Origin of the sequence: Rufibacter aurantiacus (genome assembly GCF_017916345.1) — a bacterium.
Classification (GTDB): Bacteria; Bacteroidota; Bacteroidia; order Cytophagales; family Hymenobacteraceae; genus Nibribacter; species Nibribacter roseolus.
In genome coordinates this window covers 838,094-856,537 of sequence record NZ_JAFMSV010000003.1, presented here as the reverse complement: position 1 = coordinate 856,537, position 18,444 = coordinate 838,094, and the positions used below count along the sequence as shown (strand labels likewise).

At 48.9% G+C, this 18,444-nt stretch carries 15 protein-coding genes; 7 read left to right on the top strand and 8 right to left on the bottom strand.

Annotated features, from left to right (window positions below; genetic code table 11):
• Positions 1 to 65: 65 nt before the first annotated feature.
• From J3P34_RS14085 to J3P34_RS14060, 6 genes are all read right to left on the bottom strand, one after another.
• Positions 66 to 1,022 (bottom strand): transketolase family protein, encoded by a 957-nt coding sequence (locus J3P34_RS14085; protein WP_210489288.1) that lies wholly within the window; start codon positions 1,020 to 1,022, stop codon positions 66 to 68.
• A 1-nt stretch (position 1,023) separates the two neighbouring features.
• Complete coding sequence (locus J3P34_RS14080; protein WP_246853708.1) at positions 1,024 to 2,418, bottom strand: vWA domain-containing protein; 1,395 nt, start codon at positions 2,416 to 2,418, stop codon at positions 1,024 to 1,026.
• A gap of 54 nt (positions 2,419 to 2,472) precedes the next feature.
• Complete coding sequence (locus J3P34_RS14075) at positions 2,473 to 3,330, bottom strand: transketolase (RefSeq protein ID WP_210465281.1); 858 nt, start codon at positions 3,328 to 3,330, stop codon at positions 2,473 to 2,475.
• A gap of 145 nt (positions 3,331 to 3,475) precedes the next feature.
• Positions 3,476 to 3,922 carry a thioredoxin-dependent thiol peroxidase gene (gene bcp / locus J3P34_RS14070; protein ID WP_210489287.1) on the bottom strand — a complete coding sequence of 149 codons (447 nt, stop codon included), beginning with the start codon at positions 3,920 to 3,922 and terminating at the stop codon, positions 3,476 to 3,478.
• Positions 3,923 to 4,094: 172 nt separating this feature from the next.
• Positions 4,095 to 6,011, bottom strand: a complete 1,917-nt coding sequence (locus J3P34_RS14065) for a M23 family metallopeptidase (RefSeq protein ID WP_246853707.1) — start codon at positions 6,009 to 6,011, stop codon at positions 4,095 to 4,097.
• Complete coding sequence (locus tag J3P34_RS14060) at positions 5,998 to 6,609, bottom strand: fumarylacetoacetate hydrolase family protein (protein WP_210489286.1); 612 nt, start codon at positions 6,607 to 6,609, stop codon at positions 5,998 to 6,000. The genes J3P34_RS14065 and J3P34_RS14060 overlap by 14 nt, the downstream gene beginning before the upstream one ends.
• A 242-nt stretch (positions 6,610 to 6,851) precedes the next feature.
• On the opposite strand from J3P34_RS14060, the gene J3P34_RS14055 reads away from it, so the two are divergent.
• From J3P34_RS14055 to J3P34_RS14030, 6 genes are all read left to right on the top strand, one after another.
• Positions 6,852 to 7,640 (top strand): M48 family metallopeptidase, encoded by a 789-nt coding sequence (locus tag J3P34_RS14055; protein WP_210465278.1) that lies wholly within the window; start codon positions 6,852 to 6,854, stop codon positions 7,638 to 7,640.
• An 849-nt stretch (positions 7,641 to 8,489) separates the two neighbouring features.
• Complete coding sequence (locus J3P34_RS14050; RefSeq protein WP_210489285.1) at positions 8,490 to 11,738, top strand: T9SS type A sorting domain-containing protein; 3,249 nt, start codon at positions 8,490 to 8,492, stop codon at positions 11,736 to 11,738.
• Positions 11,739 to 11,801: 63 nt separating this feature from the next.
• Positions 11,802 to 12,062: a PID-CTERM protein-sorting domain-containing protein gene (locus J3P34_RS14045; RefSeq protein ID WP_210489284.1), complete on the top strand. Its 261-nt coding sequence runs from the start codon at positions 11,802 to 11,804 to the stop codon at positions 12,060 to 12,062.
• Positions 12,063 to 12,086: 24 nt separating this feature from the next.
• Positions 12,087 to 12,908: a hypothetical protein gene (locus tag J3P34_RS14040; RefSeq protein ID WP_210489283.1), complete on the top strand. Its 822-nt coding sequence runs from the start codon at positions 12,087 to 12,089 to the stop codon at positions 12,906 to 12,908.
• Between the two features lie 100 nt (positions 12,909 to 13,008).
• Positions 13,009 to 13,557, top strand: a complete 549-nt coding sequence (xrtX, locus tag J3P34_RS14035) for an exosortase X (protein ID WP_210489282.1) — start codon at positions 13,009 to 13,011, stop codon at positions 13,555 to 13,557.
• Positions 13,550 to 14,044, top strand: coding sequence for an XrtX-associated membrane protein (locus J3P34_RS14030; RefSeq protein WP_210489281.1), 495 nt, complete (start codon positions 13,550 to 13,552; stop codon positions 14,042 to 14,044). The genes xrtX and J3P34_RS14030 overlap by 8 nt, the downstream gene beginning before the upstream one ends.
• Positions 14,045 to 14,188: 144 nt before the next feature.
• On the opposite strand, the gene J3P34_RS14025 is transcribed toward J3P34_RS14030, so the two are convergent.
• Complete coding sequence (locus tag J3P34_RS14025) at positions 14,189 to 15,010, bottom strand: 3'-5' exonuclease (protein WP_210489280.1); 822 nt, start codon at positions 15,008 to 15,010, stop codon at positions 14,189 to 14,191.
• 10 nt (positions 15,011 to 15,020) lie between these two features.
• Positions 15,021 to 16,373: a UDP-N-acetylmuramate--L-alanine ligase gene (locus J3P34_RS14020; RefSeq protein ID WP_246853706.1), complete on the bottom strand. Its 1,353-nt coding sequence runs from the start codon at positions 16,371 to 16,373 to the stop codon at positions 15,021 to 15,023.
• 561 nt (positions 16,374 to 16,934) lie between these two features.
• Here J3P34_RS14020 and dnaB point away from each other — a divergent pair.
• Positions 16,935 to 18,437, top strand: a complete 1,503-nt coding sequence (gene dnaB, locus J3P34_RS14015; RefSeq protein WP_246853705.1) for a replicative DNA helicase — start codon at positions 16,935 to 16,937, stop codon at positions 18,435 to 18,437.
• Positions 18,438 to 18,444 lie beyond the last annotated feature (7 nt).

Genomic DNA, 18,444 nt, shown 5'->3' with positions numbered 1-18,444 from the left:
CGGAAAACGGACCCTAAACAGAAGCGGAATTAGTAAGTTAATAAGTGGCTAGCCACGCCCTGAAATTACTTTTTGCGGGAGATGGCGCGCTGCACGGCAGAAACAATGCTCTGCTCATTGAGGCCGTATTTCTCCATCAACTGCTCCGGCGTACCGCTTTCCCCGAAGGTGTCCATCACGGCCACAAATTCCTGCGGCGATGGTAACTGTTGGGCCAGCACGCGGGCCACAGATTCACCCAGGCCACCGTTGTAGTTATGCTCCTCGGCGGTCACCACGCAACCAGTCTTGCGCACTGATGCCAGGATAGCCTCGGTATCTAATGGCTTGATAGTATGGATGTTGATGATTTCCGCATCAATGCCTTGCTCGGCCAGTAGCTTGCCCGCCAGAATGGCTTTCCAAACCAGGTGGCCGGTGGCCAGAATGGTCACGTCCTTGCCTTCATTCAGCATCAAAGCTTTCCCGATCTCAAACTTCTGATCAGCAGGGGTGAAGTTAGGCACTACCGGTCTACCGAAACGGAGGTACACCGGACCTTCATAATCAGCGATGGCGATGGTAGCGGCCTTAGTCTGGTTAAAGTCACACGGGTTGATCACGGTCATGTGGGGCAGCATTTTCATCATGCCCAAATCTTCCAGAATCTGGTGGGTGGCGCCGTCCTCGCCCAAAGTAAGTCCCGCGTGCGAGGCGCAGATCTTTACATTCTTGCCCGAGTAAGCCACGCTCTGGCGAATCTGGTCATACACCCGGCCCGTGGAGAAGTTGGCGAAGGTACCGGTAAAAGGGATCTTTCCGCCAATGGTCATCCCGGCGGCCAGGCCAATCATGTTAGCCTCGGCAATACCCACCTGGAAAAAACGCTCCGGAAACTCCTTGATGAAGTCGCCCATCTTAAGGGAGCCAACCAGGTCGGCGCACAGGGCCACCACGTTAGGATTGGTGCGGCCTAGTTCCAACAGGCCGGCCCCGAAACCGGAGCGGGTATCTTTAGATTCTGAGTAAGGGAAGTCCTTCATCTTAGTTGAAAAGTTTTATCGTCGTCGTTAAATTCGATTTAATGGTGAAATTCTTCACATCGGTGAATTGGCTGCCTTTTGCAGATTTCAGCCTATAAACAACCCTGTATTTCCCGGGCTGCAAAGGTACGCTTATTTTACTGCTGCCTTCGGGCAGGTTCCAGAGCCAGTCCTGGGTTCCGTCATTGTTCACCAGGTACAGGCTGCCGTAGCCTTTCAGGTCCTGGGTGATGTTAAGCGCGCCCGGCGGGGCAAAAGTAATCTCCGTGGCCTGACCCTGTTTAATGGTCACCGTTTTCCTGATGCGCGGCAAAGTGAGCAATTCCACCTCATAAGTGCCGGTTAGGTATTTCTGCTGGCTGGGGAACCGCTGGGTCTCCAGTATGTACGGACTGCCTTTCTCGCGCACCAGTGCCGTCACGGACCCGTAGGAGGTAGGCGCATCCTGCCGAAGATACAGGTAGCCCTGAGGGGCTTTCACCTTGAAGACGTTGTGCTGCCCCGGCTTAATGTTCAGGTTCTGCAAGCCCACAGCCGGTAGCGTGTTCACTACTAGATCATAGGAAAGCAGCGCGTCAATCTCCAGCACATCGGGTTTGCCCGCCAGATCAAGGTAATGCACGAAGTTGTACTCCGGCTGCCCGGTCACGTTATTCAGGAAAGTGAGGTTCACGTTGGTTTCTACCGGGCGTCCGGCATCATCCGTGAGCTCTACTGATACCGTGGTCTTCTTCAAAGTGATGCTGATGACGTTGTCCAGCACTTTCTGGAAGGTTTTAATGTCTGAGGCGTTGTAGTACTGGCCCATGCAACCAAACTGCTGCGCGTACCCGGGGTCATCGCCCAGGCCAATAATGAACGGTTTCAGGAAAACACGCTTTTTCTGCAGTGCCAGTGAGGTAGCACATGGGTCACCGCCGCAGCTTTCCAGGCCATCGGTGATGATCACGATCACGTTCCGGGAGTTTGCATCAGCCGGGAAATCATTCGCCGATTGCTCCAGGGAGTAGGTGATGGGCGTGTTGCCTTTGGGTGTGATCTGCTGCAACCGCTTTTTAATGGCCGCGGCGTTGTGGGCGGCAAACGGAACCTCCAGCTTGGTGTCTTTGCAGTTCTTGAGGTTTACCGGTGTCTGGTGACCGTACACCCGCAGCGCGATCTCGAGGTTGGCATAGGAGTCCAGGGAATCGGCCATACGGGCCAGCATTCGCTGGGCTACTTTCCAGCGGTCACTGGTTTCCCATTTGGCCTGCATAGACCCCGAGGCATCCAGCAGGAACAGCAGACGCGTCTTCTTAGGCGCCGGTGCCTTGTTTTGCGCAGCCGCAGGCGGAACCGTCATGCTTCCTATGAGAAAGCAGATGAGCCACAGATAAACGGAGCGCAGGAACGTCATACCTAAGAAGGGTAGAAGGGCAGACGCCTAAACGCCTGCCCGCCGGTGAATGAATTAATAATCGTTGAGGGTTTCTTTCAGCTGCAGCAAGGCCTGTTCCAATTGGGCATCGTTAGGCGCTACGCCGTGCCACTTGTGTGAGCCCATCATGAAGTCCACGCCATAACCCATCTGGGTGTTCATGAGAATGCAGATAGGCTGGCCCTGACCGGTCAAGGCTTTGGCTTCATCTAGTACCGGCAGCAGGCTGGCGAAGTTGTTACCGTTGTCGCAGTGCAGCACTTTCCAGCCGAAGGCTTCAAACTTGGCGTGCAGGTTACCCAGGCTCATCACGGCGTCTACCGGACCGTCAATCTGCTGGCCGTTGTAGTCCACGGTCCAGATGAAGTTGTCTACTTTGTGGTGGGCGGCGTACATGGCGGCTTCCCAAACCTGGCCTTCCTCCAACTCACCGTCGCCGGTAAGCACGTACACCAGTTTGTCATCGCCGTTCAGTTTCTTTACCTGCGCTGCGCCAATAGCCACCGATGGACCTTGGCCCAGGGAACCAGAGGCGATTCGGATGCCGGGCAGCCCTTCCTCGGTAGCCGGGTGGCCCTGCAAACGGGAGTTCAGTTTCCGGAAAGTAGCCAGTTCTTTAGGATCAAAATAGCCGGCGCGGGCCAGGGTGCTGTACCAAACTGGGGAGATGTGCCCATTAGACAAAAAGAACAGGTCTTCCCCGATGCCGTTCATGTCAAACTCAGGCTTGTGCGTCATCTGCCGGAAGTACAATGATACCAGGAATTCGGTGCAGCCCAGCGAGCCACCCGGGTGGCCGGAGTTCACGGCATGCACCATGCGCACGATGTCGCGGCGTACCTGGTAGGCCACGTTCAGCAGTTGTTCCGCGTCGTAGTTGAATGGGTTCATATGAGAATAGGAGGAGGGTTTAAAGGTTGAAAATAGGAAGGCGCGCCTTCCATTAAAATCAGTTTTGGGCCAGAATTTAGGAAAATAGGCCTGAAACAGAAAAGAGCCGCCCACCCCAAATACGGAAGCGGCGGCTCTTCTATCGTTATTTCAGCAATTGGGCGGTGTGGTTCTTTGTGTCTACCTTGGTGATGATATCTTCTATCTTGCCTTCCTCGTCAATCACGAAGGTGTACCGCATGGTTCCCATGTATTTGCGGCCGTACATGCTTTTCTCCTGCCACACACCATATTTTTCCACGATCTCGTGCTCGGTATCGGCTAGCAGCGGGAAAGGCAGGTCAAACTTCTGGATGAACTTCTGGTGCGATTTCTCATCGTCTATGCTCACGCCCAGTACCACGTAGCCTTTGGCCAGAAGCGCGTCATAGTTGTCGCGGAGGTTACATGCCTGGGCCGTGCAGCCCGGCGTATCGTCTTTGGGGTAGAAGTAAAGCACCACTTTCTTGCCTCTGAAATCGCTCATTTTCACCGGCGCACCATTCTGGTCTTTCACCTCAAAGTCTGGGGCCGCATCACCTATCTGTAGCATGTTGTGTAGTTGTTGGTTGTTAGTAATTAGTTGTTAGTGTTTAGCGATTAGTTGATAGTCTGAAAATATACGGCTGTTTGTAGGCTGTTTTTAGGCTGTTTTCAGGAAAAGAGCCCTAAAACAAACCCGGTAGTTGTGAAGAAACTTACAACCAACAACCAACAACTAAACACTAAATCTTGGTAGTATACACGGCTTCGTTGCCCATGGCGTCTTTCACGCGCAGTACTACGTCACCAGCCAAAGGTACAGTTTTATCCAATTTCTCTGAGGTGAGGGTTGAGTTTTTGTGTTCCCATTTGAGCAGGAGCCACTGGCCGTTCACCTCACAGTTCCAGCTGGCGATTCCCGAGAGATTGTCCCAGATTCTGAAGCTGATCTGGTTGGGTGATTTGCTGACTAGTTTGACCGTAGGCGCCACGGTATCGCTCAGTACTTTGAACTTGCCCAAATCTTTCGCGCTGAAGGTGATGGCGTCACCGTTCCAGGTACCACCCAGAAATCCGGCGCCTTTGCCCCAGCCCAGCGCGTACACGGCCGCTTTAGACTTATCCAGCGGCAACTTAGCGGGCCTGATGGTCACTCTGGCTGGCTGGAATAATGTGGTCAACGGGTTGTTGATGCTGAAGACATCCTGCGCATCGTGGTAGGTCTGCAGAATGAGTGTATCGTACAATGAGTTCTTCCCGAAGGTGATGTCCATGAAACGGTTGGAGTACAGGTACTCAGTGCCTGGCGGAATGAGGTGGCTGAAAGGGAACCGCACGCGTGTACCGCTTACCTCAGCTGAATCCGGCAGGCCGCCTATCATGTTGTAGAGGTATACCGAGCCCGCTTTGGTGGTGTAAGACGGAATCACCGCATACTTATAGTTGCCGATGTAAAGGTCCAGGTTACGGGCCTCCTTGGCGGTATCGGCTACGGTGATTTTCAGGAAACTCTCCACTACCTCGTGCCCGATCTTAGGTTTGGAGACCACAGGAGTGCCCATGGATTTATAGGCACTGCTTTCGCCTTTGAGGTAGAAACGCAGCTGGGTGGTGTTCTTGTAGGAGTCGTACAGATCGGCGGTCACCTCGTAGACTTTGCCTTCCTCTATTCTGAACCGGCCGCGGTTGTGGTCAATCTCATAGATAGGCAGGGAGTTGCCGTCTGCCACGTACAGGCGCTGGAAAGCGCGGTTGTTGATCTTGAGCACCGGAAAGTTGATGTGCGCCGATACCTGCCGCTGCTTTTCAAACGGAACACCGTCAATGTTGTGGCGGTAGATGGGCTCTCCGTTGATCTTCAGTTCCATGGCCTGCACGCCGTTAGTATTGGCCGCACCGTTGTACTGGTCTATCGCCTGGATCTCCAGCCCCAGCAAACCCGACGCGGTGAGCGTATCTGCGATGGTGTAGATGTTACCCTGTTTCACCGGCGTGAACTCCTGCCGCTTGAATTCACCCTTCACGCGGGCATCAATGCTCTGCGGCGTTAGTGCGAAATTGTACACAGTAGGCGGAATCTGGTCTACAATCTCGGGGAAACCGTAGCGCAACGGGTTGAGCAGGTTGTTTTTGGTGTCACGTACCTCAAAGTGCAGGTGCGGACCGCCGGAGCCTCCCGTGTTGCCGGAGAAAGCGATGACGTCACCCTTCTTCACCGGGAACTGGGCCTCGTTGAAGGACGCCTCCACGTCAAAGGACTTTTTCTGGTACTGCAAGCCCAGCATGTAATCAGCGAGGGCCGGTACCAGGTGGTTCAGGTGGCCGTACGTGGTCACCAAACCGTTAGGGTGCGTCACAAACACCAGGTTACCATAGCCATAGCTGGAGATCTTCACATAGGAGATGTAGCCATCGCCGGCCGAGTAGACTGGCAAACCAATTTTACCCTCAGTCTTGATGTCAATGCCACCGTGGAAGTGGTTGGGCCTGATCTCACCCATGCTGCCCGAAAGAAAATTCTGGGTGCCTGGTTTGATGGGGAACGCAAACGGGTTGGCCGAAAAAGAGGCCTGGGGAGTAGGCTGGGCCTGCGCCAGGGCAGTTCCGCTACTTCCCAGTAATAAGGCAATGAAAAATGAACGTACGCTACTTAACTTCAAAATTCAAAAGGTTTTTGTCTTCTATAAACGCCTCAAGTCTGTCTCCTATTTTAACGGGGCCCACGCCCGCCGGCGTACCGGTGAAAATAAGATCGCCTTTCTTGAGGGTGATGAACCGGGACATATACGCCAGAATAGCGCCAAAGTCATGGATCATCATGCCTGAATTTCCCTGCTGTTTCAGCTCGCCGTTTTGTTTGAGGCTGAAGTTGATGTTGTTAAAGGCCGGAAACTCTTCTACGGGCAGAAAGTCTGAGATAGGAGCGGAGCCGTTGAAGCCTTTGGCCAAGGTCCAGGGCAGGCCTTTGGTTTTAGCCTTGGTCTGCAGGTCACGGGCGGTGAAGTCAATGCCAATCCCGATGCCGTCAAAGTACTTGCTGGCGAACTTAGGCTGGATGTTCTTGCCTTCCTTGCTGATGCGCAGCACCAGTTCCACTTCATAATGAATATCAGTGCTGTAGTCTGGGAAGTAGAACGGTTCGTTGTTGCGAAGAACGGCGGTATCTGGTTTAAAGAAAATCACGGGCTCGTCCGGAACCTCGTTTTTCAGCTCAGCAATATGTTCAGCGTAGTTACGGCCTATGGCAAGTATTTTCATGACGTATCTTTTGTTTTCAAAGATAGGACTTTCTCGTGGTCGCCTCAAGTCTGGTAAAAAGACTTCCCCAAAAATAAAATTGGCATGGAATTGTATGTGGGAATAAACATAGATTTGCCCCGGATTTCTGAGCGGCCAACACTTTGTTAATTTTTCTCCGTATAGGTCATCGTTCCTATGCAGAGGGCAACACCGGAGCAGGATCTATTTTGTATTACCTTAACCTATCTATGAAAATGAGCATGTTTAGAAATGCACTCCTCACATTGGCGGTTCTGCTGATGGTAGGGTGTACCACTGTTCCAATCACGGGCCGCCGGCAGCTATCGCTGGTGGGTGACCAGGAGGTGATCCAGATGTCTTTCCAGGCCTACAGTGACCTGATGAAACAAAGTAAACTTTCTACAAACGCTACCCAGACTGCTATGGTGAAACGGGTAGGCCAGCGGATACAAGGTGCCGTGGAAAGCTTCATGCGCCAGCAGGGAGCCTCGGCACAGTTGGAAGGTTACCAGTGGGAGTTTAACCTGATCCAGGATGACAAACAACAGAACGCCTTTGCCATGGCCGGCGGAAAAACCGCGGTATACACTGGCTTGCTGCCCATCACGCAGAATGAGACCGGCTTAGCCGTGGTAATGGGTCACGAGATTGCCCACGCTATTGCCAAGCACTCCAATGAGCGCATAAGCCAGCAACTGGCTGCCGAGTTTGGCGGAGCTACCCTTGGTTCTTTAGGCGGAGGTGCTTCTTCCCAGGTGTTGAATACTGCCTATGGAATCGGGGCTGGGGTAGGCCTTATGAAATTCGGACGGACCCAGGAATCTGAGGCTGACCGTTTAGGGTTGATCTTCATGGCAATGGCTGGTTACAATCCAGAAAGTGCCATCTCTTTCTGGGAGCGGATGGCCGCCTCCAGCAACGGACAGTCGCCACCTGAGTTCCTGAGCACGCACCCTTCCAACGAAACCCGTATCGCGGATATCAAGAAGAACATGCCAGAAGCGAAGAAATATTACAAAGCCCGCTAAGCCATGAAAGCCAGAACCAAATGGTTTGTTTTCAGCGCCGTTTTAATAGCGCTCTTGCTGAAGTCTGACAAAGCAAGGTAGTACCACGTAGTGCGTATCAAATAGCACGATGAATGACCATTTGAACAGAACGGCCTCCCTAAATCAAGGGAGGCCGTTCTGTTTTAGGCCCGTTTTAGTGAAAAGAGCTGGAAACGACTGGCATTCCATTAGAGACTAGGCACGGCACTCTGTATCCGCTGGCCTACCCGTTTCACCATGGAGGCCGTTCCGTTATAATGGTGTTCTCAGAAAAAGAAGTTAATTCCTTTTGGAAAAATTTGTGAAAAGTAGCAGTTCCAGCTTTTGATTCTCCTTTGTCATAGGATAAAATACGAATTGAATAATGATATTTTCTTGTCCTTTGGAAGTCAATAATTCATTAATATCATTCAACCACCTTCCAATACTTATTTGTAAGTATTGGAAGGTGGTTGAAACCAACATAATTTTGCAGTGCAATGTTTCCCCCCGCGTTGTCTTTAGCTTAATTCCTCTTCAACGCTTAATAAATCATCATGAGATATTTATTTTCCTAACATCACAGATGGGAAAGTTAATGTCAAATGGTTTTATGTTGATTTTCTAATATATAATAAAAATTTAATAATTGGGATAATCGAACTCACTTCTGTTAACCTCTTTTGGTGGCATCCATGGTTCAACATCTACTTTCTGCCTTTGATTAAAAATTCTTCTCAACAGGTTTATTGATTTTAAAGAATTAGATGATGCTATTTGGATGCTTTAAATAATGGTTTACCTATAATCATACTTCAACCATAATAAATTAAAATTAAATATCTGCCTATGCATTTTTTTACAACCATTAAAGCAATTGGTTCCCGAGCAAGTATGCTGCTCATATTGCTGTTTTCTGTCTGTTTTACAGTAAGTGGCCAGGAAAAGACCGCTTACTCCATAACCGATATCATTGGTGACTTTCAAGCTTATAATCAGCCTGGACCATTTTATTTAGTAGTAGGAGACTTTACCTCCTGGCACGATGCCAGTGTGAATAGGGTAGCTGTTCTAAATAGCTCATTAGATTTGGTTTCCAACTTTAAATCTGGGACTGGGTTGAATGGTCCTGCTTATGCAACCCTTAACCTGGGAAACAACTTCTTGGTGGCCGGAAATTTCACCACCTACAATGATACCCTAGTAAATAGAATTGTCCTGCTGAAATCCAATGGAAGTATAAGTAAATCATTCAAGGCCGGGACCGGGCCTAATGGTGCAGTCCGTGCTATTGCGAAGAATGGGGATAAATATATAATTGCTGGTGATTTCACATCTTATAATGGGAAGTCGGTTAATCATATTGCCAGGTTAAACACTGACGGAACCCTGGACGAGTCCTTCAATTTGGATGGGGAAGGAGCTAATGGCAGTATTCAAACGGTGTTGGAGTATAATGGTAAATTCTATGTGGGTGGGGATTTTACCTCCTACAATGGAACTGCCATTAACCGTATTGCCAGATTAAACACCATTGGAACGCTGGATAATGGTTTTGACCCAGGTAGTGGCGCCAATGGAACCGTTTATGCTATTGAGATGAATGGTAATCTGCTTATTGGCGGGGCATTTACAACTTTTAACGGCTTGGATAGAAATCATTTCGCCAGTGTTAAAACCGATGGAACTGTTATCTCAAGTTATAATCCTGATCCATCTTCAATGAAAACTGTAAGAGCTATCACCGTAAGATACGGCCAGGTTTTAATTGGTGGCGACTTCGGGTATGCTAGCATAGGTGAAAACGGGATTGTTGGATTTCGTAATGGTTCCTTTAGCGGCATTGAAAGTACTGATGTCATCTATGATTTGGATGGATATGGCACTTACGGCGTAATGGCCGCAGGAAGCTTTGGGGCAAAAAGTGTTGAGCCTCCTTTTACAATTAATTTCAATAGTGTATCTCCAGCAGTTGCCAGACCCGGCGACAAAGTCACCGTGCGGTTCACTTATAATGGTTTCTATAACTCCCAAACCTTTTTTGAGGTGATTTTCAGAAATGGAAACAATAGCAGTATTATGGCTACCACTGTTCCCGGAGCTCCCCTTAAAGAAGAAATAGAAGTTAACCTACCTGGAGAAATGGCCAACGGAGTTTACACCATTACTGTGGAGGCTAGAAATCCTGATGTTTCTGATAGGTCAGTCAACCCGGCAGGGGATTTAACCGTTGCACCTACAGAGTGGACCGGGGCAAAAACAGCCGATTTCGGTAATGCTGAAAACTGGACTCTGGGGCTTCCCAATGTGAATACTGATGTAATCATCAAAACTGCCGCCCGGTTTCCTAAGTTAAGTACAGGTACTTTTAACGCTAGGAATTTCCTCATTAATCAGGGAGCTTCTTTTACCCTTGCCACTGGCGGGACTTTGAATGTAAGGAAGAATTTTACCAATAATGGAGTTTTCATTCATGAAAATGGAATCTTAACCGTGGGTTCTATTGGCGGAAGTTCTTTAACCCAATTAAACAATTTTACGGTTAGTACCACCGGCACAGAACTGGCTGGAGACGTGGCCATAGCTGGGGTACTGACCTTAAAAGGTGACTTAAAGACTAATAACAATAGGCTTATGTTGTTGTCTGACGAAACAGGAACGGCCTATGTAAAAAATGAAGGTGGGGAAGTGATAGGAGAAGCTTCTATGGAACGCTACATTGAAAACCAATTCAATGTTGGTCCGGGCTATCGTCATTTTGCTTCTCCTGTGGAAAACACAACGGTTGGAGATTTAGCAGCCGGGAATTATGCTCCCACAGTCAATCCTGCTTACAACAGTGCATCCAATCCTTATACAATAAAGCCATTCCCTACCATATTTGGCTACGACCAAAGCAGATTGGCTTCTACAAATGCCACCACCAGCGCTTTTGATTTTGGATGGTATTCTCCTTCCTCTCTCTCTTCTTCCTTAGAGCCTGGAAAAGGGTATTCCGTGAATATTCCTGCTTCGGCAAAAGTGACCCTAAGCGGACAACTGAATTCTGGGAATATCAAGATCTCTGGGTTAGGAAATCAAGGAATAGGCGCAGCTTCCGGGTGGCATTTATTAGGGAATCCATACCCTTCTCCTATAGACTGGGAAAAACTTACCCTCTCAGGTGGTATAGATAACGCCATTTATGTTTACCGGTCCTCTGGTCAATATATTGGAACATATGCTGCATTTGTTAATGGAGTAGGTGACGCAGATGCCCGGTACGTTGCCCCAATGCAAGGATTCTTTGTTCATGCCTCCTCTAATGGACAAAGCCTGACTTTCACAGATGAAGCCAGAGTTTACAATGTTGAAACTGCCATGTACCGGACAGGGCCAGATCTACGGCCACAATTACAGTTGAACTTGAAAAATTCAGGTAATCTGTCAGATGAACTATATGTGTATTTCCAGGAGAGTATTTCAGGTCAAGTAGATGGGAAATACGATGCCTTTAAAGTTCTTACTTATAATTTTGATCGGCCAACATTATTTGCCAGGTTAGGTCAGGAACCTCTTTCTATTAAAGGTTTACCTTTAAATAACGCCTTACAAACCTTACCTCTGGAGTTTTATGTGCCTGCCAACGGAACCTATATCTTTTCCGTGGCTGAAATGGCTAATTTCTCTTCGTCTGCCCAAGTACAGTTGATAGATTTAGAGAAAAACGTTACTTATGATTTATCCAAAGGGAAAGAAATCAGTGTGGCCCTTACCACTACCACTAGCCCAACCAGATTTGTTTTACGCTTCGCCTCAGTATCAAACAACCCCTTAGGTGCCGGAGAAGAAGTGAAAGGTTTGCAAGTTCAAGTATTCCCTAACCCTTCAAAAGGAGATACTAACCTTATGCTTTCTGGTTTAAAATCCTCTACTGAGAAGGTGTTGGTGAACCTGTTCAACAGCTACGGGCAGCAGGTGCTTTCCAAAACCTATAAAGGAGGAGAGGCAGAGTCTGGAGTTAAAGTAGGCACTTCTACTTTGGCTGCTGGTGTGTATCACCTGCAGATCACAACCGAGGGTAAAACCATCACTAAAAAGATTGTTCTCCAAAAGTAAATCATTGAGAAGGCAAGCACTGGTGGAAACATCAAGTGCTTGCCTTCCATTTAAGAAACAAAGATGAAAAAGACATTTTACAATATTTACAAAACCTGTTTGTTGACCGGTTCATTGATTTTAGTTGCTGCCTCACTTTCGTTTGGCCAGGCCCCAGGAAGTGGGGGGCCAAAGCCTCAAGAAGAAGAGGAGGAAGAAGACCCTAATACTCCCCCAACCGGAGTACCCATTGATGGGGGGGCAACTTTATTGTTAGCCGCAGGAGCAGGTTATGGCGTTAAAAAACTGCGCGACAAGCGCAAGGCACAGAAACCCTTGAACTAATTAAGATCAGTTAACTGGACCTGAATGTCAATTGCCTCCTCGTTCCTAAATAAAGACACCACAGGTAAAAGCATTTTGTTATGGGCCACTCTTAATGGGTGGTCCATGTACATTTTGAGCTACCTTGGAGTTTACCTAATTGCCCAGATTGCCACTGGATTAGTATCTGAATTAGCCTTTGGCATAAACGCTTCCCTTCATTTTAGTGGATTAGAATTTTTGCTGCGCGGTAAGTCCTGGACGCCAGAAAGCGTAGTTCCCGTTTTTCTCACCTCACCTGCTGTAGCATTTATATTGGGCTGTGTTTGCCTTAGAGCCCTTTTAAAACTGGAGACTACAGGTACAATCTGGAAACAGTTCTTCTTCTGGGGATTTCTACATGGAGTGAACCTTAGCCTTGGAGCAATCATTAGTGGAACTGTTGCTAAGGATGGAATCTGGTTCTCGTTAAAGTGGTCCTCACTTCCTGAACCGTTGATCTTTGCTTTAGCGGGTTTTTGTATCCTTTTACTGGTGCTTATAGGATATTTGGCCTCAGTTTTGGTTTTCATGAGTTGTGATTCCCTAACGCTCATAAAGGAGGGCAACAGATCCATGCTGTTAAATGCAATGCTCCTGTTTCCCTTTATCCTAGGAAATGCCTTTGTGTTCCTTCTTAAATTTCCGGTTGCAAATTATGATCTGGGACTTGGGTGCAGTTTTATTTTACTTGTCATACCCATCTATGTAAGAGGAAAAAGCATGCTGGTGAATGATTTAGTAAATTCCCCTAAGAGAACTGTAGTGGCTTGGGAAGTAGTAATGGCCACAGGCATTTTATCCATCCTGGTTAAAATACTTTTATAGATATAGGTCCTGATTAGCGCTTATAGGGCAGTTGATAATATTTTTGGCGAACGATGAATGATCTGGAAGTTACGAGGGCAGCCAAAATAGAATTAAGAAAATGAAAGATTTATATAGAAAGCAGAAGAACCTTATACAATTCCTTGGAGCTATTGGAGGGCTATACGCGCTTTGGTTCCTGGTTTATGAGTGTTGGATTGGCCCGAATGATTATGTGGACACCTGGCTATCAGAGCGAGTAGCGCATGCTGGTGCTAGGGCGCTAAGTTTGCTGGGGTACGTTACGTCGGTGGAAAAAACTACTATTGTAGTGAATGGAAGACCTACGGTTTTCATTGGGAATCCTTGCAATAGTTTGGCTTTGATGGCGACTTTCACAGGCCTTATTGGTGCTTTTCCAGGTAGCCTAAACAAAAAGCTCTTCTTTATTCCTTTGGGTGTAATGGCTATTTACCTGATCAACGTATTGCGGGTGGCAGCATTGTCTCTAAACCATATCTACAGCCATGGGACTGTTGACTTCAACCATAAATATACCTTCTCCTTTGTGGTATATGCGTTTATATTCTCCATGTGGATGGTTTGGGTAAAGAGATATTCAAATTTATCATTTGAGTTAGAAGGTCAGGTAAGCAGTACCCATGGATAAAACGCAAACAAACAATCTGCCTCCCCTCAAAAAGCTTTACCTGCCATTTGCCTTGGGGTTGGCACTACTGATTCTTGGCACAGCGGTAGATTTTCTTTTTGACCAAATGGAGGTTGTATACAGAAGCATTTTCAGCTTTTTGGGAACACCTTCTCTGTACGATCAGCTTGCCAGGAAGGCCTTTGACGTAAAGGTCCTGACCCTGATTTTGTTAAATGCCTTCTTTTGCTTTCTGATTCTATGGACAATTTTCACAGACAAGGCTAAGCGAAAAATAATCATCTACTTGTCTGCTGGAATCTTCTTTCTTCCTCTGTTTTTTGCGTTAATCGTTAAATTAACCGGAGATGATCCAGGTTTGCGCATGCGGTCTAGAGCCATTATTGATTACATACTACTCACACCTTTCTCTATTTTATTTATCACTCCTTTGTTGGTGCTGTTTAAAGTATCACCTCCTGAAAAGGCTGAGACACAGCTGTATTAGTGCTTATTCGCTGAATTCAAGCACAAAACAGAACGGCCTCTTTCCAATGAAAGAGGCCGTTCTGTTTAGAGGCCATTTTTAAGAAAACAGCCCTGGAATATAAATCTAAGTCGTGCTACCTTATACGCGCCACGTGCTACAAACCTACAGTTTCAATGCCGTCTGCTGCAAAGCGCCGCGAAGCTTAATACGGGTGAGTACTTTCTTTGTGTAGAGCGGGAAATCGCCTTTCATCATCCAGTCATAGTAGCTGGGTTCTTTCTTGAGAACATCCTCAACCGACACGTTCTTGTGCTTCCCGAAATTGAAGACCTCCACGCCGTTGCTGTTGTAGACAATGCGGCCGGAAAGGTCAGCAGTTTTCTGGAAGGTGAACTTGTGCAAGGCCTGCATATCGTTCTGCACAGGGAAAATGGCTTGGTCCTCAGCACCAGGAAGAGGTACTTGCTCGTACTTTTCTACCTGCGCTTTCAGGATTTCGTAGGTGGCAATATTATCTGCTTCAGCACTGTGGGCGTTTTCCAGGGGCTTGTTGCAGTAAAACTTGTAGGCCGCAGAGAGGGTGCGCTGCTCCATCATATGGAAAATGCGGCACACGTCCACAATGGCTCGGTTCTCAATGTCAAAGTCAATGTCTACGCGCAGAAACTCCTCGGCCAGCAACGGAATATCGAACTTGATGAGGTTGAATCCGCCCAAATCACAGCCGCGCAGGAACTCATCCAGTGACCGCGCCAGCTTGGCGAAGGTAGGGCAGTCAGCCACGTCATCGTCGTAGATCTTGTGGATCATGCTGGACTCAATGGGAATAGGGATGGTGGGGTTGACGCGCGTGGTCTTGAGGATTTCCTCACCGTTGGGCATCACCTTGAGCATGCTTATTTCCACGATGCGGTCGCGGCAGATGTCCACTCCTGTGGTTTCCAGGTCAAAGAAGACGATGGGTTTGCGCAGATGTAATTTCATGGACCAGGAATTAAGAAGCGGTAATAGTATCTGCCAGTTTCTGCAAGTCCAGGTTCCCGAAGTTACCGGACGTCATCATGAGCAGGTTTTTGTCTTTCCAGTTATTGTTGAGCAGAAACTCCTGTAGGGCCTGGTTGTCGGTGTACACTTCAATTCCTTCGTCCCCAAAGGCGGCTTTCAGATCCTGCGGGTCCAGCGGAGGCATGCGTTTATGCTCCAGCGTCTTGGGGTTGAAGTATACAATCTTCACATCCGGTGACAGGAAAGTGCCCTTATATTGCGGCAAAAAGTCTTTGTTCAGGCTGCTGAAGGTGTGCAGCTCCAGGCAGGCAATCAGCTGACGGTCAGGAAACTGCTTCTTCAGGGCCTCAGAGGTGGCTTTCAACTTAGATGGCGCATGCGCGAAATCTTTGTAGACCAGCGTGTGCTCGTTCTCGCCTATTTTCTCCAGGCGGCGGGCAGCGCCTTTGAAGGTAGCCAAAGCCTCATAGAAAGCCTGACCTTTGATGCCTATCTGCTTGCAGACTTCTTTGGCCGCGCTGATGTTACGCAGGTTATGCTCGCCAAAAAGCTGGATTTCTACATCGTCCTTTTTGGTTTTGAGCACGGTTTTGCCACTCTTCTTGATTTTGTGCTCGTGGATGGTGTACCCAATGTAGTTCACGTCTGAGTTGTTGGGCACGCACACGTCCAGCACCTGCTCATCATCCTGGTTGTAGATAAGCGTACCAGCCTTGGGCGTCATCTCCGCGAAAATGCGGAACTGCTCGCGGTAGTTCTCCTCGGTAGGGAACACGTTGATGTGGTCCCATGAAATGCCGCTGATCACGCCAATATGGTGGTGGTACTTATGAATTTTTGGTACGCGCTGGATAGGCGAGGAGAGGTACTCATCACCCTCAATCACAATGATGGGAGCATCCTCGGTGAGTTTCACCATCAGGTCGAAGCCTTCCAGCTGGGCACCTACCGCGTAGTCAAACAGGCGGTTGTGGTGCTTGAGCACGTGCAGGATGATAGAGGTGATGGAGGTCTTGCCGTGGCTGCCCGCAATGACAATGCGTTGCTTGTTTTTGGACTGCTCGTAGATGAACTCGGGGAAAGAGAAAATAGGAATATTGTGTTCCTGCGCGTAGAGCAGCTCAGGATTATCCGGACGGGCGTGCATGCCCACAATTACGGCATCGGGGGTGGAATGGAGTTTTTCCGGGAACCAGCCCTCCGCTTCGGGGAGCAACCCTTCGGCGGCCAATCGGCTTTTGGCCGGTTCAAAAATCTCATCGTCTGAGCCTGTAACCTTCAGGCCTTTCCGGTGCAATGCCAGGGCGAGGTTGTGCATAATGCTACCTCCAATGGCAATCATGTGAATGTGTTTATACGCCTCTGTACTCATGTAGTCTCAATCAAAGAGAGCAAATGTAGTGATTTTAGAATACGCCCTTCTACGCAAAGCCCAACGGATTTGTGGATATCTCCTCTAAAATTTGTGGATAGATGAAAAATGGTAATCAGAAACCCGCCCTCAATTACCGTTCTGTAGCGGCGTTACACTGTAACGCCGTGGTGCTCCGATGAAGGCACAGCTGAAAGATGGAGGAACGTTTTTCAGAGCAATAGTAAATTTCAAGTCGCAGAACAGTTCTCAAAGATTGGCAACGGTTCTGTTGCATAGAGGCACGGCGTTACGGTGTAACGCCGCTACAAATCTGTTTTAGGCCCGTTCTTTAGGAAACAGGGGCAAAATGGCAATAAACTGATACTAAGATACCTGCCATTCTATCCCTGAAAATTGTGGATATGTAGCCCTTTTTTGTGGATTACCGGAGGCCCGAACTTAGTTACATTTGCTTTTATGGAGGAGATGAAATTAAAAGCGACGCGGGGTAAGGCTGCCTGGAATCCCAAGCAGACCGTAACGCCCGGAATGGGAAAGCTTCCGCCGCAGGCGTTGGAGCTGGAAGAGGCGGTGTTGGGTGCGCTCATGTTGGAGAAAGACGCCCTCACGGCTGTAATTGACTTATTAAAACCCCAAAGTTTCTACAAAGACGCGCATCAGCGCATTTTCAAAGCGATTCTGGCCCTGTTTGACAAATCAGAGCCAATAGATATTCTTACCGTTACCCAGGAACTGCGCGAGCAGGGCGAACTGGAGTTTGTGGGCGGGGCCTTTTACGTGACCCAACTCACCACCCGCATCAACTCGGCGGCGAACATTGAGTTTCACGCCCGTATCATCACAGAGGCCGCCATCAAGCGCGACCTCATCAGTATTTCCTCTGAGGTGCTTGGCCGCGCCTACGAAGACACCACCGATGTGTTCGATCTGCTGGACTCTACCGAGGCCAAGCTGTTTGAGGTGTCTGAAAGCAACATCCGGAAGAACTTTGATGACATGCAGTCTTTGATGCACAAAGCCATCAAGGAACTGGAAGCCAAAAAGAGCCAGAAAGAAGGTTTGACCGGAGTGCCCAGTGGTTTCAATGCTCTGGACCGCGTGACCTCCGGTTGGCAGCCGTCTGACTTAGTGATCCTGGCCGCGCGTCCCGCGATGGGAAAGACGGCGTTCGTGGTTTCGGCCATGCGGAACGCCGCCGTAGACTTCAATAAAGGTGTGGCGATCTTCTCACTGGAGATGTCCTCCATTCAGTTGGTTAACCGTCTTATCTCCGCTGAGGCCGAGCTGGAAGGGGAGAAGATCAAGAAAGGAAACCTCGCTGATTACGAGTGGGCGCAGTTGAACCACAAGATTTCACGGCTGAGCCAGGCACCTATTTTCATCGATGATACCCCAGGTCTTTCCATCCGTGAACTCCGGACCAAGTGCCGCCGTTTGAAAGCGCAGCATGACATCCAGATGGTCATCATTGACTACCTGCAGCTCATGAGTGGTAACACCGAGGGCAAAGGCGGCGGTAACCGTGAACAGGAAATCGCGTCTATCTCGCGGGCTCTGAAGCAGCTGGCGAAGGAATTGAACGTGCCGGTAATCGCACTCTCCCAGCTGAGCCGGGCCGTGGAAACCCGTGGCGGTGATAAAAAGCCAATGCTTTCTGACTTACGTGAATCCGGGTCTATTGAGCAGGATGCGGACATGGTAGTGTTCCTGTACCGTCCGGAGTACTACGGTATCACCGAGGACGAGATGGGTAATCCCACCACAGGCGTAGGTGAGGTCATTATTGCCAAGCACCGGAACGGTGAGGTGGGCAGCGTGTACCTCAAATTCATTGGTAAGTACACCAAGTTCGGTAACCTGGAAGACGGCTTTGGTGGCGGTGGTGCCATAGAAGGTGGCGGCGGCTTCCCAACCTCAGACTTCGACGGACCACCGGCGGGCGGCGGGCCAAGCACCATCAGGCTGGGCAGCAAGATGAACGACGGCGGCGGATTCCCGGCCTCCTCGTTTGACGATGCTCCTCCGTTTTAAGACTATT

Bases quoted from the DNA above. Each gene is read 5' to 3' on its own strand.
- J3P34_RS14020 (WP_246853706.1), bottom strand. From the start codon at position 16,373: ATGATTGCCATTGGAGGTAGCATTATGCACAACCTCGCCCTGGCATTG.
- J3P34_RS14085 (WP_210489288.1), bottom strand. From the start codon at position 1,022: ATGAAGGACTTCCCTTACTCAGAATCTAAAGATACCCGCTCCGGTTTC.
- J3P34_RS14050 (WP_210489285.1), top strand. From the start codon at position 8,490: ATGCATTTTTTTACAACCATTAAAGCAATTGGTTCCCGAGCAAGTATG.
- J3P34_RS14080 (WP_246853708.1), bottom strand. From the start codon at position 2,418: ATGACGTTCCTGCGCTCCGTTTATCTGTGGCTCATCTGCTTTCTCATA.
- J3P34_RS14055 (WP_210465278.1), top strand. From the start codon at position 6,852: ATGTTTAGAAATGCACTCCTCACATTGGCGGTTCTGCTGATGGTAGGG.
- J3P34_RS14045 (WP_210489284.1), top strand. From the start codon at position 11,802: ATGAAAAAGACATTTTACAATATTTACAAAACCTGTTTGTTGACCGGT.
- J3P34_RS14025 (WP_210489280.1), bottom strand. From the start codon at position 15,010: ATGAAATTACATCTGCGCAAACCCATCGTCTTCTTTGACCTGGAAACC.
- xrtX (WP_210489282.1), top strand. From the start codon at position 13,009: ATGAAAGATTTATATAGAAAGCAGAAGAACCTTATACAATTCCTTGGA.
- J3P34_RS14040 (WP_210489283.1), top strand. From the start codon at position 12,087: ATGTCAATTGCCTCCTCGTTCCTAAATAAAGACACCACAGGTAAAAGC.
- J3P34_RS14075 (WP_210465281.1), bottom strand. From the start codon at position 3,330: ATGAACCCATTCAACTACGACGCGGAACAACTGCTGAACGTGGCCTAC.
- dnaB (WP_246853705.1), top strand. From the start codon at position 16,935: ATGGGAAAGCTTCCGCCGCAGGCGTTGGAGCTGGAAGAGGCGGTGTTG.
- bcp (WP_210489287.1), bottom strand. From the start codon at position 3,922: ATGCTACAGATAGGTGATGCGGCCCCAGACTTTGAGGTGAAAGACCAG.
- J3P34_RS14060 (WP_210489286.1), bottom strand. From the start codon at position 6,609: ATGAAAATACTTGCCATAGGCCGTAACTACGCTGAACATATTGCTGAG.
- J3P34_RS14030 (WP_210489281.1), top strand. From the start codon at position 13,550: ATGGATAAAACGCAAACAAACAATCTGCCTCCCCTCAAAAAGCTTTAC.